Below are 14,506 nucleotides of genomic sequence, written 5' to 3'. Positions count from 1 at the left end.
CCTCGCGACGTGGCATGACCCTCCTCGAGATGATGATTGTCGTGGCGCTGGCGGCCATCGTCATCGCCGCCGCGACGGCGCTGCTGCTGGCGGGCGGGCGCGTGGTGCACAACACGGAGCACACGGCGGACAGCCACGACAACTCCCGCATCGCCGCGGAGAGCATCATGAACCTGGCGCGCCAGGCCGGTGCGGGCGCGCCCGGGGGTCTCTGGGTCATGAGCGGCGGCGTGCCCTTGCGCACCAACTCCGTCTTCGGACGCGACGGCACCACGGGCAAGGGCACTGTCGGAAACGTCGTCACCGCCGACGGCAGCGACGATTTGTGGCTCGTGCTCCCGGATGCCAACTACATGGGCGAGCCGTGCTCGACGGTGAGCGGACAGCCCTCGGGCGCCGCGGTGACGGTGGCGCAGTCCGGCACCGGGGTGCTGAACGTCAACTGCACCGGGAGCCTGCGTCCCGGGGCCCTCCACGTGGCCAGCAACATGACGACGGGCGCGCTCCTGTCCAACGTCCAGCTGGTGCCGGAGACGCCCGGCACCGCGGGCCAGGTGTCGTACACCGAGGCCAGCCTGACCTACTCCAATGCGCCGGAGAAGGGAGGCTTCCAGAAGGGTGACTGGGTGTACCCGGTGAGGCTGGTGCACTTCTATCTTGCCCCCAACCCGGTGACGGGCCGGTCGGCGCTGTACCGTGCGGAGGGACGGCTCGCGCAGGACGCCCTGGGCCGGCCGTACTCGGACGGTGCCACGCCGCCCCAGCTGGTGCAGAACTTCGTGGAGGACTTCCAGGTGGCGTACGGCTTCGACACCAACAACACGGGGAATCCCGACACGTATACCTGGGACAATGGGTTGGCGCCGGAGTTCGCCCCGAACCTGCGCTCCGTGCGCATCAGCGTGGTGGCCACCGGCCACAGTCCCCGCCGGGACACCCGGAGCGAGGCCGTGTTGTCCGACGACAAGCCCATCAGCGTGGAGAACCACACGCAGCCGCCCACCGTGGCCGCGGACGGTTTCTTCCGGAGCCTCTACTCGCGCCGCTTGGAACTCCCCAACCTGGCCGCGGCCAGCCTGTGAGCCCCGACATGCGCCCCTCTTCCCGTCATGCCCGTGGTTCCACCCTGCTCATGGTCCTCATCCTGGTGACGGTCCTGATGGGGCTGGTCGCCGGAATCCTCACGTATGCCAACCAGGAGCGCGGTCGCGCCGTGGCCGCCAGCCGCGCCACCCAGCAGCTGGGTTGCGCGGAGAGCGGCCTGCAGCTCGCGCGCAACTACTTCGGGCGCAGCTTCAACCAGTGGAACACCTTCCTGTCGGCTCCGGGCGTCTACGACCCGCTGAAGTCCAGCTTCAACCCGAACCCGGCGAACCCGAACGACGCCGTGCTCAAGCAGAACCACCCGGAGCTCTTCGCGGACCTGGACGGCGACGGCGCCAACAATCCCGACGTCTACATCTACATTCGCGACAACGACGACGAGCCCACCCCGCTCGCCCCCAACCACACCCGCGACAACGACCACAACGTGGTGGTGGGCGCCATCTGCATCTCCAAGACGATGAAGCCTCGCTTCAGCGAGAGCAGCGTGGTTTCCCACCTCGCCCACGAGGGGCTCCTCAGCTACAACGGCGAGCGCGCCACGTACTCCACGGCCCACGCGGGGAACGGCACCGGCAACATGAATTGAGTGGCGGGGCCCTCCCGCCGGGGAGGCCCTGATGCCCACCGTCGAAGATGCCCTCGCCCTCGCGGTGGAAGCGCACCGCGGGCAGAAGGACAAGGCCGGCCAGCCGTACATCCTCCACCCGCTGCGAGTCATGATGCGACTGGAGACGGACGCCGAGCGCACCGTGGCCCTCCTCCACGACGTGGTGGAGGACACGCCCTGGACGCTGGAGAAGCTGCGCGCGGCGGGCTACCCGGAGGAGGTGCTCTCCGCGCTGGATGCCCTCACCCGCCGCGACGGCGAGACGTACGAGGCCTTCATCGAGCGGGTGCGCCCGCACGCACTGGCCCGGCGGGTGAAGCTGGCGGACCTGGAGGACAACATGGACGTGCGCCGCCTCGCCGCGGTGACGCCGAGGGACGCCGAGCGCCTCACGCGCTACCGCGCCGCCTGGACGCGCCTGCGCGAGCCCTGAAAACACCACGGCCCGGAGGGCGCCTCTTCAGGCAACCCGCCGGGCCGCGTTGTGACTGGTGACTGACGCCGCTCAGGCCTTGGCGAGCTGACGCAGCACGAACTGCAGGATGCCGCCGTGGCGGTAGTAGTCGAGCTCGTTGGGCGTGTCGATGCGGCACGTCACGGTGAACTCCTTGGTGCCGCCCTCGCCCGTGGCCTTCACGGTGAGCTTCTTCTGCGGCGCCAGGTTCTCCGCGATGCCCGCAATCTCGAACTTCTCGTGGCCGGTGAGGCCCAGCGACTGCGCGTCCTGGCCCGCCTCGAACTGGAGCGGCAGCACGCCCATGCCCACGAGGTTGGAGCGGTGGATGCGCTCGAAGCTCTTGGCGATGACGGCCTTCACGCCGAGCAGCTGCGTGCCCTTGGCGGCCCAGTCACGGCTGGAGCCGGTGCCGTACTCCGCGCCGGCCAGCACCACCAGCGGCGTGCCCTCGGCCTGGTACTTCATGGACGCGTCGTAGATGCTCATCCGCTCGCGCGTGGGGATGTGGACGGTGACGCCACCCTCCACGCCGGGCACCAGCAGATTCTTGAGGCGGATGTTGGCGAAGGTGCCGCGCACCATGACCTCGTGGTTGCCGCGGCGGGCGCCGTAGGAGTTGAAGTCCTTCGGCTCCACGCCCTCGGCCATGAGGTACTTCGCCGCGGGGCTCGTCTTGGCGATGTTGCCGGCGGGCGAGATGTGGTCCGTGGTGACGGAGTCACCCAGCAGCGCCAGCACGTGCGCGCCCTTGATGTCCTGCGTGGGCTTCGGCTCCTTGGGCAGGTTCTCGAAGAAGGGCGGCTTGCGCACGTAGGTGGACTTCGGCTCCCACTTGAAGGTGGAGCCCTTGCCCACCGGAAGCTGCTGCCAGAGCGCGTCGCCCTCCATGGCGTTGGCGTACTGGCTGCGGAACTGCTCCGGCTTCACGGCGGTGCGGATGGTCTGCTGCACCTCCTCGTTGGTGGGCCAAATGTCCTTGAGGAACACCGGACGGCCATTGGGGTCCGTGCCCAGCGGCTCGTTGTCCAGGTCCAACCCCACCTCGCCGGCCAGCGCGTAGGCCACCACCAGCGGCGGGCTGGCCAGGTAGTTCATGCGCACGTGCGGGTTGATGCGGCCCTCGAAGTTGCGGTTGCCGGACAGCACCGCGGCCACCACGAGGTCCGCCTCGGTGACGGCGTTGGCCACCGGGTCCGGCAGCGGGCCGGAGTTGCCAATGCAGGTGGTGCAGCCGTAGCCCACCACGTGGAAGCCCACGGCCTCCAGGTAGGGCAGCAGGCCCGCCTCACGCAGGTACTCGGTGACGACGCGGCTGCCCGGGGCGAGGCTCGTCTTCACCCACGGCTTCGGGTTGAGGCCGCGCTCCACGGCCTTCTTCGCGAGGATGCCCGCGGCCACCAGCACCGCCGGGTTGGAGGTGTTGGTGCAGGAGGTAATCGACGCAATCACCACCGCGCCGTGGCCGAGCTGGTAGCTGGAGCGGCCACTCTTCACGGTGGCCGTCTGCGCGAGGCGCTCCTTGGGCACTTCCACCGCGGGGGCCTTGGCCTTGGCGCCGCCCTCGTCGTCCTCGCCCTTGCTCTTGCCGGCGGCCAGCATCTCCACGAGCGACTTCTCGTAGCCGGACTTCATGTCCTTGAGGGGCACGCGGTCCTGCGGGCGCTTGGGGCCGGCGAGGCTGGGCACCACGGAGGCCAGGTCCAGCTCCAGCGTGTCGCTGAAGAGGGGGTCCTGCGCGCCGTCCTTGCGCCACAGGCCCTGCTCCTTCGCGTAGGCCTCGGTGAGGGCCACGGCATCATCCGGGCGGCCGGTGAAGCGCAGGTAGTTGAGGCTCTCCTCGTCCACCGGGAAGAAGCCGATGGTGGCGCCGTACTCGGGCGCCATGTTGGCGATGGTGGCGCGGTCCGGCAGGGACAGGCTCTTCAGGCCGCTGCCGTAGAACTCCACGAACTTGCCCACCACGCCCTTCTTGCGAAGCATCTGCGTGACGGTGAGCACCAGGTCCGTGGCGGTGGCGCCCGCGGGGAGCTGGCCCGTCAGCTTGAAGCCCACCACCTGCGGAATGAGCATCGTAATCGGCTGGCCGAGCAGCGCGGCCTCGGCTTCGATTCCGCCCACGCCCCAGCCCACCACGCCCAGGCCGTTGATCATCGTGGTGTGGCTGTCGGTGCCCACCAGCGTGTCCGGGTACACGGTGTTGCCCTCGCGGAACGTCACGCGGGCGAGGAACTCCAGGTTGACCTGGTGGCAGATGCCGATGTCCGGCGGCACCACGCCAAAGCCCTTGAACGCGCTCTGGCCCCAGCGGAGGAAGGCGTAGCGCTCGCGGTTGCGCTCGAACTCCAGCTCGGCGTTCTCCTTGAAGGCCGCCGTGGTGGCGAAGGCGTCAATCTGCACCGAGTGGTCGATGACGAGGTCCGCCGGGTTGCGCGGGTTGATTTTCGCGGGGTCGCCGCCCATGGAGGCGAGCGCCTCGCGCATGGCGGCGAGGTCCACCACGGCGGGCACGCCGGTGAAGTCCTGCAGGAGCACGCGGGCCGGGTGGAAGGAGATTTCCACGTCCGGGGTGGCCTTGGGGTCCCAGGCCAGCATCTTCTCCACGTGCTCGCGCTTCACGACGCGGCCGTCCTCGTTGCGCAGCAGGTTCTCAAGCAGCACCTTGAGCGAGAACGGAAGGCGCTCCACCGAGGGGTGCGCCTTCGCCAGCTTGGCGAGGCTGTAGAACTCGTACGTGGCCGAGCCCACCTTGAGCTGGGACTTCGTGCCGAAACTGTCGGTCATGTGCGTTGCCGTCCTTCCGTGCGCGGGATGCGCCGACTTGTAGGCCCGCCTTTGACGCGTTGCAAAGGGTTCCTGCGTGGTCATCCAGGGCCGGACGGTTCTTCCCCGAGACGTCCAGTCCCGCTCATCGGAACCATGCGTCCTGCTGGCGGTGGCCGGGGTTGTGCCGGAGTAGTAACGGCCCCACCTGCCACGGGCCAGGGCATGCGTCCGACGCCCGGCCGCCCGTCGCGCCTCAAAGCACCTTGCGGAAGGCGTACAGCACGCGCTCCAGCACCTTCTGCCAGAGGGGCCGGCGGCGGAACTCGGCCAGCGTCACCTCGCGGCAGTTCCCACAGTCAGTGCGGAAGGACTCCTCGAGCTGCCGGCCCAGGCGGGGGTCGGCGAAGACGGCGTTCACCTCGTGGTTGAAGGCCAGGCTGAGGCGCTCCAGGTTGAACGAGCCGATGGTGCCCCACACCCCGTCCACCACGGCCGTCTTCGCGTGCAGCACGCCGCGCTGCCACTCGAAGATGCGGATGCCGGCGGACAGCAGCTTCTCGTAGAAGGCCCGGGTGGCGAACTCCAGGAAGGGGTGGTCGCTGCGGGCGTTGAGGAGCAGGTGCACCTCCACGCCCCGTCCGGCCGCCTCGCGCAGCGCGGCCACCATGCGCCGGTCGGGAATGAAGTACGCGGCGGCGATGAGCACGCTCTGGCGTGCCCGCTGAATCGCGTGCAGGTATGCCCGGTGGATGCTCCGCCGGCTGGACAGCACCGCCAGGCCCACCTGCCCGCGCTGGGGCGCGCGGCGCTGGACGCGGCGCAGCCCCGCCGTCAGCCGGTGGAAGCGGTCCTGGAACATCATCCGCCACGTGGCCAGGAAGCGGCGCTCCAGTTCGTGCACCGCCGGGCCTTCGATGCGCAGCACGTCGTCCCGCCACGCCGCGCCCTGCCCCTCCGGGGCCCAGTGGGCGGAGATGTTCACCCCGCCCGTGAAGGCGACCTCACCGTCCACCACCAGAATCTTCCGGTGGTCGCGGCGGAGCAGGTGGCGCAGTCCCCGGGACAGGCTGAAGGGCTTGAAGGGGCGGATGTCCACGCCGCGGGCGCGCAGCTGCTCGAAGAAGCTCCGGCGGCTCGTCCACGAGCCCACCGCGTCGTAGAGCACCTTCACGTGCACGCCGCGCTCGGCGGCCTCCGCGAGCGCCTGGCCGAACAGCTCACCGACGGCGTCGGTGATGAACATGTACGTCTCCAGGCGGATGTAGCGGCGCGCGCGGCGGATGGCCTCCAGCATGGCCGGGTAGGCCTCCACGCCATCGCGCAGCAACTGACAGGCGTTGCCCCGCTGCACGGCGTGGCCGCGCGGCAGGTAGTACCGCGACAGCAGCAGCCCGGAGACGTTGGGGCTCCACACCCGCGGGTGCTCCGGCACCACGCCACGGGACGGGATGCGCACGAGCCCCGTCTCCTGGCTGCTGGAAATGCCTGACTGCTCGCTCATCACCTCCGGGTCGCGCATGGCCACCCAACGGTGAGGATGCCTTCGCGGCCCGGCAACCCGAGGCCCTGACGCCTGCCCGCATGGCGGGCGGTACCGTTCGAAAGGCTACAGACTAGAGGCCGTACTCCGCGCGCTTGTTCTCCGCGCGCGTGGCGCAGGGCTGGTCGTACTCGGGGAAGTACTCCTTCACGTGGTCCAGCGTGGCGGAGGCGGCCTTGTAGTTGCCCTGGTTGTAGTAGCCCTCCACCTCCAGGAGCAGCTTGGCGCAGGTGCGGTCCAGTTCCTGCTGCGCTTCCTTCATGCGCTCCTGGGACTCGAAGTAGAGGTCCGGCTTGGGCTCTGGATGGGCCTCCAGCATGAGCCACGACTCGCGGAAGGCCTTCCACGCCTCGTAGCGGTTGCGGGCGCCGATGTCCGGCGTGTCGAAGTGCTTGCGGCCGCGCTTGTAGGACTCGTTCGCCTTCAGCACGAGCTCCTCGGGCGGCAGGTCCGGCAGCAGCGCGCGCTCCACCCACACGTTCCAGATGACCCAGGGCTCCTCTCCCGGCGGGTTCTTCGTGTTGTCGAAGATGATGCGGTTGGGCTCACTCTTCTTGAGGTTGCCGGCGGGAATCATCAGCTCCAGCGGGCGGTCCTGGCTGGCCAGCGTGTCGGGCGGCACCTTGCCCACGTCCACGCCGTTGACGCTCACCACCACCTCGTCCTTGGAGATGCCCTGCGCCTGGTAGTGGAGGATGACCACCGCCTTGGTGGCGGCGGTGTACTCCCAGGTGAAGACCTTCATGTCCGGGCGCTCCCACGTCACGCCCGGCCCGAGGCCGAAGGAGTCGCGGATGGGCTGGCCGCCGAGCAGCACCGGCTCCTCGCCCTTGTTCTGCGTCTCCCCCTCGCTGAGCACCAGCCAGTAGAGGAGGCCGAAGAAGCCGAGCACCAACGCCACGCCGCCGCCGATGATGCCGCTGCGCACGCCGGAGCTGGCGTCCACCCAGAAGAGCTTCGCGCTGGCGACCAGGCCGGGCGACTCGCGGCGGATGCGGGCGCGGTCGGCCGCGGACAGACCGCCGCCCGCGGGCTGCGCGCCCGACGCGCGGGCCCGCACCGGAGCGGACGACGCAGCCGGACGGCGCGGGGCGGGCGGCTCCGCCGGGGCCGCGCGTTCAATGGCATTGGGGCCGGAAGCCCGGGACGCGCCGGACTGCGACGCGGCGGCACGCGAGCCCGACTGCGACACGGCGGCGCGCGAGCCGGACTGGGACGCCGAGACGGGGCGCAGCGAGCGGAGGTTGTGGCGGGTGGCGCCCTGGCGAATCTCCTCCAGCTCCTCCTCGTTCGCGCCATCCGGCGCCAGCGCCATGCCCTTGTTGCGCTGCCGTTTCAGACTGTCCACGGAGACGATGCGGGTGCTGTTGGCGCCGTCCTCCTGGGCACCGGCGGGAATCTCCTCCTCGCCGGTGGAGGCCTCCGCCGTCATCATCGCGAAGACGAAGGTGACGGGGCCCAGCGTGAGCTTGTCGCCGTCCTCCAGGACCTGCGTCGTCACCGACGAGCCGTTGACGAGCGTGCCGTTGGCGCTTCCCTGGTCCTCGACGGCGTAGGCCTCACCGTCGAGGAAGATGCGGCAGTGCTTGCGGGACACGCCCGGGTCGAACAGCGCGACGTCGCAGTCCGTCGACCGGCCGATGAGCACGGAGTCCTGGTCGAAGACGAACTCCTTGCCAGTTTCTCTACCCTCGGAGATCGTCAGCTGGAAAGGCATGGGGGGCTACTATCCTACCGAGGCGCGCGCCGCACGGGCAACGGCGGCCCGCGCGCTGGCGGGCTCCACCACCTGGGCCTCGCCGCCGAAGGACAGCACCCATTGGGTGAGCCAGCGCTCGCTGTCGCCGGCCACCACCACCTCCACGCCCCCATCGGCGAGCGGGCGGGCGTCCCTTCCGAAGCGCTCCTTCACGTACGGCGCGGCCACCGGGGAGAAGCGCACGCGCACGGACGTCTCCGCGCGGCTGCGCGCCGGGTTGGGCACGTCCGCCCGCGCGTCCGGCGGAGGCAGGAAGGCGGTGTCGGTGACGGTGATGTCCTCCATGCGGTCCAGCCGGAACAGGCGGGCGTCCTGGCGCATGTGGTCGAAGCCCTGGAGGTACCACTGGCCGCGGTGGCTGAGCAGCTCGTACGGCCGCACCCGGCGCGACTCGGGCGCGCGGCCCGGCGTGGCGTAGGCGAACGTCACCTCCAGCCGCTCGATGATGGCGCGGGTGAGCGGCGCCAGCGCCTGGGGCGCCTCCGCGGAGGCGTCAATCTTCCGGTACATCTCCCGGTACTTCTCGCGGGTGGAGGGCGGCAGGACACGCTCCAGCTTCTGGAGGGCGCTCTGCAGCGCGTCGCCCGCGGCCGGGCGCAGCAATTCCGCCGCGGCGGCCAGGGCCGCGGCCTCGCCGGGCGTCAGCCGGGGCGGCGCGAAGAGGCGCTGGTCCAGGTCCACGTAGACGCGGTCGTTGTCCACGTAGATGTCGATGTAGTCGTCCGGGTTGAAGGGCGGCCGGCCCACGCAGGTGAGCAGGTCCAGTTCCTCCAGCAAATCCTCCCGGCTGATGTTGAGCGCCTTCGCGAGCGCCTCCACCGTGACGCCGGGGTGCTTGGACACATAGGGGACGAGGAACAGCAGGCGGCGGAGCCGCTCGTGGACGTTGCTCATGCGCTCACCTCTTCCTGCGGCTCCGCGTGGCGTTCCAGGATGCGCGTCGCCATCTCCTTGTGCCGCGCCTGGGCGCTCTCCGGCCCCTCCACGCGGCAGTCCGACCCCAGCGCGAGGATGAAGCGCACGAGGCCATCCAGGAACGACACCCGCATGCGGGCGCGCACCACGCCCTCCTCACCGGCCGGCTCCAGCATGGCACCGGGCAGCAGGCTCCCGGCGCGCGAGGCGAGCGCGCCGGACAGGCGCAACGTCACCTCCATGGGCTCGTGGAAGCGGTGCTGCCACGGGAAGTACGCCACGTGGGCGTCCAGCGAGAAGTCCTCCGGCACCTGGAAGTCCGGCGTGCGCGGGCGGGCGGTGTTGGCCTTCATCTCGCGGATGCGGTGCACGTGGAACGTGCGCAGGCCGCCGCGCAGGTGGCAGTGGCCCACCAGCGTCCACACGCCGCGCCGCAGGGCCAGGCCATACGGGTCCACCTTGCGCTGCGTGGCGGTGGGGTGCTTGGGGCTGGCGTACGTCAGGTCCACCCACTTGCGCGCGGCGCACGCGTCCCAGAGCTGCTCCAGGCGGGCGGAGACTTCCTTCTCCTCGCCCTCCTGCACGGCGCCCAGCTCCATGCGGACGCGGGGCGTGGGCAGCGACTGGCCGGCGAAGAAGCCAATCTTGCGCAGCGCGTGCGCCAGGTCGTCGCGGCCGGGGAAGGCACCCGAGGCGAGCGCGGCGGAGCCGGCGGCGTACAGCACGGCCAGCTCCTCCTTGGTGAGGTCCGCCTCCGGCAGGTAGTAGGCGTCGCGGTCGACGATGTAGCCGTCGCGGCGCTCGTCGTCGCCCTGCACGTAGGTGAGCGGGAAGCCCAGCTCCACGAGCTCCGCCTTGTCACGCTCGAACTTGCGCTCGGCGGCGTCGTCCGAGCCACCGTAGTCAGCGGGGAAGTGCTCGCGCAGCTCGGCCCATGAGATGGGCTCGCGCGCGTCGAGCAGAAGGGCCACGAGGTCGAGGATGCGTTCGGTGCGTTCCATTCGGAAGGTCGGCCACGATGCCGGGCGGGCCCGGGGAGGTCAATTCGGTGGAAGTGTTGATGGGAAACAGGCGGCGAGTCCCACCGCGTCCGGCGGGATATATGGCCCGAACTGAACAGACAAGCAGGTATTCGTCTGTATGTGCGGCGGCCCTCAGCCGGGAAGGAGACAACCCGGGACGGGGGGCTCGCACTCGGGGCGCGACTGGGATATTCCTGAGACGTCTAAAGTTGTGAGAAGCACCGGTGGCAGGCGGTGGCCGGCCGGACGCTGAGCGGCCGGGTCAGCGAGGGTGCTTCCGAAGGGACTCACCATGAGCCGCACCTCCCTCGTCCGTAACATGGTTGCCGGACTGGCGCTGCTGGTGGGGCTGTGCTCCGTCGTGAGTCCCGCCGCGGCCCGCGCCGAGCCGCTCTACTTCGCCGTGGAGGTCCGCCGCGAGGGCCGTGTGGTGGCCACGCCGAAGCTCCTGGGCGAGACGGGCCGCACCCTGCGCGCCGAGCGCCGCCGTCCGGGCGCGCCCCTTCCGGACTACCGGCTGATCCTCACGCCGAAGGCCTCGGGCGACTCCTTCCTCCTCCAGTTGGACCTCCAGTTGCCGGAGGCCGAGGGGCACTCCGAGCTGGCCCTGCTGCACGGCCAGGAGCGCAAGCTCCAACTCGGCCGGGTGCCGGGGGAGCTGGAAGTGCACCTGCTCCTCATGAAGGTGGACTCGCCGGAGTTCCGCGCGCTGATGCAGCTGAGCGAGGACTCCGACAAGGCCGCGCCCAGCTCTTCCATCTGAGCACCGAGCAGCGCCTGCCCCGCCGTCCCCTACAGCACCGCCAGGTCGTCGCGGTGCACCGCCTCGTCGAGGTAGCGGTAGCCCAGCACCGCTTCGATATCGCCCGTGCGCTTCCCCGCGATGCGGCGCAATTCGTTGGCGTCGTAGGAGGCGAGGCCCCGGGCGAAGACGGCGCCGGACTCGTCGGACAGGTCCACGGGGTCTCCCCGGCCGAAGTCGCCCTCCACGCCGCGCACGCCGCTGGGCAGCAGGCTGCGCTTGCCGGTGACGATGGCCTCGCGCGCTCCCGCGTCCACGGTGATGCGCCCGCGCGGCCGCAGGGCGTGCGCAATCCACGCGGCGCGAGCGCTGCGGCGGTTGCCGGTGGGCTCGAAGAGGGTGCCCACGGGCTCGCCCTCCAGCACCTGCCGCAGGCGGCCCGGCACGGCGCCGGACGTAATCACGCAGCGGATGCCGGACTCGGTGGCCCGCGCGGCGGCCCGCACCTTGGTGGCCATGCCGCCGGTGCCCACGCCGCTGGTGGTGCCGCCGGCCAGGGCCAGCACCTCGGGCGTCACCTGCTCCACCGCCAGCATCAGCTCCGCGCCCGCGTCCCGGCGCGGGTCGCCCGTGTAGAGCCCCTCCACGTCCGAGAGGAGGACGAGCGCCTCGGCCTCCACCACGCCCGCCACCAGCCCGGCGAGCGTGTCGTTGTCGCCGAACTTCAGCTCATCCACGGACACGGTGTCGTTCTCGTTGATGACGGGCACCACGCCCGCCGCCAGGAGCCGCTCCAGCGCGTGCTTCACGTTGAGGTACCGGCGCCGGTCCTGCACGTCCTCGTGCGTGAGGAGCACCTGGGCCACCGCGCGGCCCGCGCCGCTGAAGGCCTCCTCGTACGCCTGTATCAGGCGGCTCTGGCCCACCGCCGCGCAGGCCTGCTTGCCGGGAATGTCCTTGGGCCGGGCCGGCAGCCCCAGCCGCTCCACGCCCAGCGCAATCGCGCCGCTGGAGACCACCACCAGCTCCCGGCCCTGGGCGGCCCACAACAAATCCCGGCCCAGCGCATCGAAGTGGTCGCGGTTGAAACGGCCGGTGGCGTTGGTCAGCGCGTTGGTGCCGATCTTCACCACCACGCGACGGGCGGCACGCAACGCGGTGCGGCCAGCGGAAATCGGACTCACGTCCGGCAGCGTAGGTCAGAAATGGAAGAAACGCGCGTCAGCCGTGCGTTCACCCCAGTCGCGGTTTTCGGAACGGGCCGCGTCGTGAAACCCACCGTCCGGGTGGCCATATAGAGTTCCGGAGGCGTGGGGGCCCAAGGCCCTCACCAGGAGAGACGGTTTGAAGGAAATCTACGGCAACACCCTGGGCCTGAAGTCGAGCGAGCAGCACCGGCTGCGCAACACCTTCCGTCGGCGGGTGTCGCCGCACGAAATCGTGTCGCCCGAGCTCGCCCGCCACCTCACCGAGCTGTCGCGTGAGACGAACCGGCAGGTGGGTGTGCTCATCAACCGCAAGGGCGAAATCGAGCACGTGGTGGTGGGCAACGCGCACAAGCTGGAGCTGCCGGACATCGGCCGCGCCCGCGCGGGCCAGATTCGTCTGCGTGGCCTGCGGCTCGTGCACACGCACCTCAAGAGCGAGCCCCTCACGAAGGACGACCTGACGGACCTCGCGCTCCTGCGCCTGGACTGCGTGGCCGCTGTCGGCGTGGGCGAGGAGGGCCTGCCCGGCGTGCTCCACTACGCGTACCTCGTGCCGGAGAACGGCACCGGCGAGTTCTGGCACGTCAGCACCCTGCCCTCCGTCCACAACGACCAGCCGGATTTGCAGGACACGCTGGACGCGCTGGAGGAGGAGTTCAACCGCAAGGCGGCCGCCCGCACCGTCGGGGGCCGGGAGAAGGCCATCCTCGTGGCGGTGTGCCTGGACGGCAACCGCGGCAAGGCCGAGGCCAGCCTCGCGGAATTGAAGGAGCTGGCGCGCACCGCGGGCGTGGAGGTCATCGACAGTGTGCTCCAGGTGCGCCGCGAGGCGGACCCGCGCTACCTCATCGGACGCGGCAAGCTGGAGGACCTGAACCTGCGCTCCATGCAGTCCATGGTGGACCTGCTCATCTTCGACAAGGACCTCACCCCGTCGCAGGGGCGGCACATCGGCGAGGCCACCAGCCTCAAGGTGCTGGACCGCTCGCAGCTCATCCTCGACATCTTCGCGCAGCGCGCGCAGAGCGCCGAGGGCAAGCTCCAGGTGGAGCTGGCGCAGCTCAAGTACCGGCTGCCCCGGCTGGTGCAGAGCGATGACTCGCTCAGCCGGCTCGCGGGTGGCATCGGCGGGCGCGGCCCCGGTGAGACGAAGCTCGAAATCGACCGACGCCGGGTGCGCGAGCGGATTACGCACCTGGAGAAGCGCATCGACGCCATCAGCCGCGAGCGCAGCGTGCGGCGGGCGCAGCGCAACCGTCGCGAGCTGCCGGTCATCTCCATCGTCGGCTACACCAACGCGGGCAAGTCCACGCTGCTCAACGCGATTACCAACGCGGAGGTGCTGGCGGAGAACAAGCTGTTCGCCACGCTGGACCCCACGAGCCGCCGGCTGCGCTTCCCGCAGGAGCGCGAGGTCATCATCACCGACACGGTGGGCTTCATCCGCGATTTGCCCAAGGACCTGGTGGCGGCCTTCCGCGCCACGCTGGAGGAGCTCTACGACGCCAGCCTGCTGCTCCACGTGGTGGACGCGGCGGACCCCGCCCGCGACGAGCAGGTGGAGGCGGTGGAGAACATCCTCGAGTCGCTGGGGCTGATGGAGAAGCCGCGCCTCATGGTGTGGAACAAGGCGGACAAGCTGTCGCCAGAAGAGGTGGAGTCGCTCTTGCGCGGCCATGGCGGAGTGGCCATCAGCGCGGTGACGCGCGAGGGTTTGTCGTCCCTGCTGGCCAAGGCGGACACCACGCTGTTCGCCGAGGGCGCCACCGAGGCCATCGGCGCGCTCTGACGCAGCCTCGCGGTGTTGAATCGCTCGCGGCCCCGGTGCTCCTCCCACGAGAGGACGCCGGGGCCGTGGTGTTTCCGGGCTCCGGAAGCCGGGTTGCGACCGTGGTGGGCTCCCCCTAGAGTCCGGGCGTGGCAATGCCCTCCCCGTCGATGATGTTGGTGCAAGCGCTGCTCTCCCAGCAGCCCCCGCCGGACTACGCGAAGCCGGACTCGTCCCTCTCGCCGAGCTACTTCGAGATACTCGAGCAGAACAGCCACATCGTCTACCCGGCGGTGGCGGTGCTGACGTTGGTCATCATCGCCGCGGGCATCCTCCAGGCATGGAGGACGCAGGACCTGGACGGCCTGCAGAAGAACGAGTTCAAGAAGGCCATCGTCAACGAGCTGCGCCGCAACATCAGCGGCATGCCCGGAGACATGCTGGCCAAGGCCGTGGGGCTGGACCGGTTGAAGACCAACCGCCTGCTGGAGCAGATGCAGCATGAGGGCCTGGTGGTGAGCCACACCAACTCGCAGCGTCTCACCGTGTGGCGCATCCGCGGCGCCTCGCCCGAGCCGCACGTGCGTCGCTACTGAGTCACGCCGCCGTCTCCGGCGC

The 14,506-nt window shown here is 70.2% G+C and carries 12 protein-coding genes; 6 read left to right on the top strand and 6 right to left on the bottom strand.

Annotated elements, in window-relative coordinates; translation table 11 throughout:
* Nucleotides 1–14 precede the first annotated feature (14 nt).
* The 3 genes from ACVTJA_RS09765 to ACVTJA_RS09755 are packed head-to-tail and all read left to right on the top strand — an operon-like array spanning nucleotide 15 to nucleotide 2,147.
* A complete protein-coding gene (locus ACVTJA_RS09765; RefSeq protein ID WP_465835833.1) occupies nucleotides 15–1,082 on the top strand; it encodes a PilW family protein in 1,068 nt (355 codons plus the stop codon).
* A gap of 8 nt (nucleotides 1,083–1,090) precedes the next feature.
* Nucleotides 1,091–1,693 carry a hypothetical protein gene (locus ACVTJA_RS09760; protein WP_465835831.1) on the top strand — a complete coding sequence of 201 codons (603 nt, stop codon included), beginning with the start codon at nucleotides 1,091–1,093 and terminating at the stop codon, nucleotides 1,691–1,693.
* 31 nt (nucleotides 1,694–1,724) lie between these two features.
* Complete coding sequence (locus ACVTJA_RS09755) at nucleotides 1,725–2,147, top strand: HD domain-containing protein (RefSeq protein ID WP_465835829.1); 423 nt, start codon at nucleotides 1,725–1,727, stop codon at nucleotides 2,145–2,147.
* Between the two features lie 72 nt (nucleotides 2,148–2,219).
* On the opposite strand, the gene acnA is transcribed toward ACVTJA_RS09755, so the two are convergent.
* The 5 genes from acnA to ACVTJA_RS09730 all read right to left on the bottom strand — a co-directional run bounded on the left by acnA (nucleotide 2,220) and on the right by ACVTJA_RS09730 (nucleotide 10,149).
* Nucleotides 2,220–4,952 (bottom strand): aconitate hydratase AcnA, encoded by a 2,733-nt coding sequence (acnA, locus tag ACVTJA_RS09750; protein WP_465835828.1) that lies wholly within the window; start codon nucleotides 4,950–4,952, stop codon nucleotides 2,220–2,222.
* Nucleotides 4,953–5,187: 235 nt separating this feature from the next.
* Complete coding sequence (locus ACVTJA_RS09745; RefSeq protein ID WP_465835826.1) at nucleotides 5,188–6,435, bottom strand: phospholipase D-like domain-containing protein; 1,248 nt, start codon at nucleotides 6,433–6,435, stop codon at nucleotides 5,188–5,190.
* 112 nt (nucleotides 6,436–6,547) lie between these two features.
* Complete coding sequence (locus ACVTJA_RS09740) at nucleotides 6,548–8,191, bottom strand: FHA domain-containing protein (RefSeq protein WP_465835825.1); 1,644 nt, start codon at nucleotides 8,189–8,191, stop codon at nucleotides 6,548–6,550.
* Nucleotides 8,192–8,200: 9 nt separating this feature from the next.
* On the bottom strand, nucleotides 8,201–9,127 hold the full coding sequence (locus tag ACVTJA_RS09735; protein ID WP_465835823.1) for a helix-turn-helix transcriptional regulator: 927 nt from the start codon (nucleotides 9,125–9,127) through the stop codon (nucleotides 8,201–8,203).
* A complete protein-coding gene (locus ACVTJA_RS09730; RefSeq protein ID WP_465835821.1) occupies nucleotides 9,124–10,149 on the bottom strand; it encodes a helix-turn-helix transcriptional regulator in 1,026 nt (341 codons plus the stop codon). The genes ACVTJA_RS09735 and ACVTJA_RS09730 overlap by 4 nt, the downstream gene beginning before the upstream one ends.
* Before the next feature lie 313 nt (nucleotides 10,150–10,462).
* On the opposite strand from ACVTJA_RS09730, the gene ACVTJA_RS09725 reads away from it, so the two are divergent.
* Nucleotides 10,463–10,933, top strand: coding sequence for a hypothetical protein (locus tag ACVTJA_RS09725; protein WP_465835819.1), 471 nt, complete (start codon nucleotides 10,463–10,465; stop codon nucleotides 10,931–10,933).
* A gap of 29 nt (nucleotides 10,934–10,962) precedes the next feature.
* Here ACVTJA_RS09725 and proB read toward each other — a convergent pair whose 3' ends face one another.
* Entirely contained in the window at nucleotides 10,963–12,096 is a 1,134-nt protein-coding gene (gene proB, locus ACVTJA_RS09720) for a glutamate 5-kinase (protein WP_465835817.1), read from the bottom strand.
* Between the two features lie 160 nt (nucleotides 12,097–12,256).
* On the opposite strand from proB, the gene hflX reads away from it, so the two are divergent.
* On the top strand, nucleotides 12,257–13,909 hold the full coding sequence (hflX, locus tag ACVTJA_RS09715) for a GTPase HflX (RefSeq protein WP_465835815.1): 1,653 nt from the start codon (nucleotides 12,257–12,259) through the stop codon (nucleotides 13,907–13,909).
* A 134-nt stretch (nucleotides 13,910–14,043) separates the two neighbouring features.
* Entirely contained in the window at nucleotides 14,044–14,484 is a 441-nt protein-coding gene (locus ACVTJA_RS09710) for a hypothetical protein (protein ID WP_465840348.1), read from the top strand.
* Nucleotides 14,485–14,506 lie beyond the last annotated feature (22 nt).

This window comes from Pyxidicoccus sp. M6, assembly GCF_055568925.1.
Note: the sequence above shows the minus strand (reverse complement) of the source record. Positions and strands in the feature narration are given on the sequence as shown.

Bases quoted from the DNA above. Each gene is read 5' to 3' on its own strand.
- ACVTJA_RS09765 (WP_465835833.1), top strand. From the start codon at position 15: ATGACCCTCCTCGAGATGATGATTGTCGTGGCGCTGGCGGCCATCGTC.
- ACVTJA_RS09760 (WP_465835831.1), top strand. From the start codon at position 1,091: ATGCGCCCCTCTTCCCGTCATGCCCGTGGTTCCACCCTGCTCATGGTC.
- ACVTJA_RS09755 (WP_465835829.1), top strand. From the start codon at position 1,725: ATGCCCACCGTCGAAGATGCCCTCGCCCTCGCGGTGGAAGCGCACCGC.
- acnA (WP_465835828.1), bottom strand. From the start codon at position 4,952: ATGACCGACAGTTTCGGCACGAAGTCCCAGCTCAAGGTGGGCTCGGCC.
- ACVTJA_RS09745 (WP_465835826.1), bottom strand. From the start codon at position 6,435: ATGAGCGAGCAGTCAGGCATTTCCAGCAGCCAGGAGACGGGGCTCGTG.
- ACVTJA_RS09740 (WP_465835825.1), bottom strand. From the start codon at position 8,191: ATGCCTTTCCAGCTGACGATCTCCGAGGGTAGAGAAACTGGCAAGGAG.
- ACVTJA_RS09735 (WP_465835823.1), bottom strand. From the start codon at position 9,127: ATGAGCAACGTCCACGAGCGGCTCCGCCGCCTGCTGTTCCTCGTCCCC.
- ACVTJA_RS09730 (WP_465835821.1), bottom strand. From the start codon at position 10,149: ATGGAACGCACCGAACGCATCCTCGACCTCGTGGCCCTTCTGCTCGAC.
- ACVTJA_RS09725 (WP_465835819.1), top strand. From the start codon at position 10,463: ATGAGCCGCACCTCCCTCGTCCGTAACATGGTTGCCGGACTGGCGCTG.
- ACVTJA_RS09710 (WP_465840348.1), top strand. From the start codon at position 14,044: ATGCCCTCCCCGTCGATGATGTTGGTGCAAGCGCTGCTCTCCCAGCAG.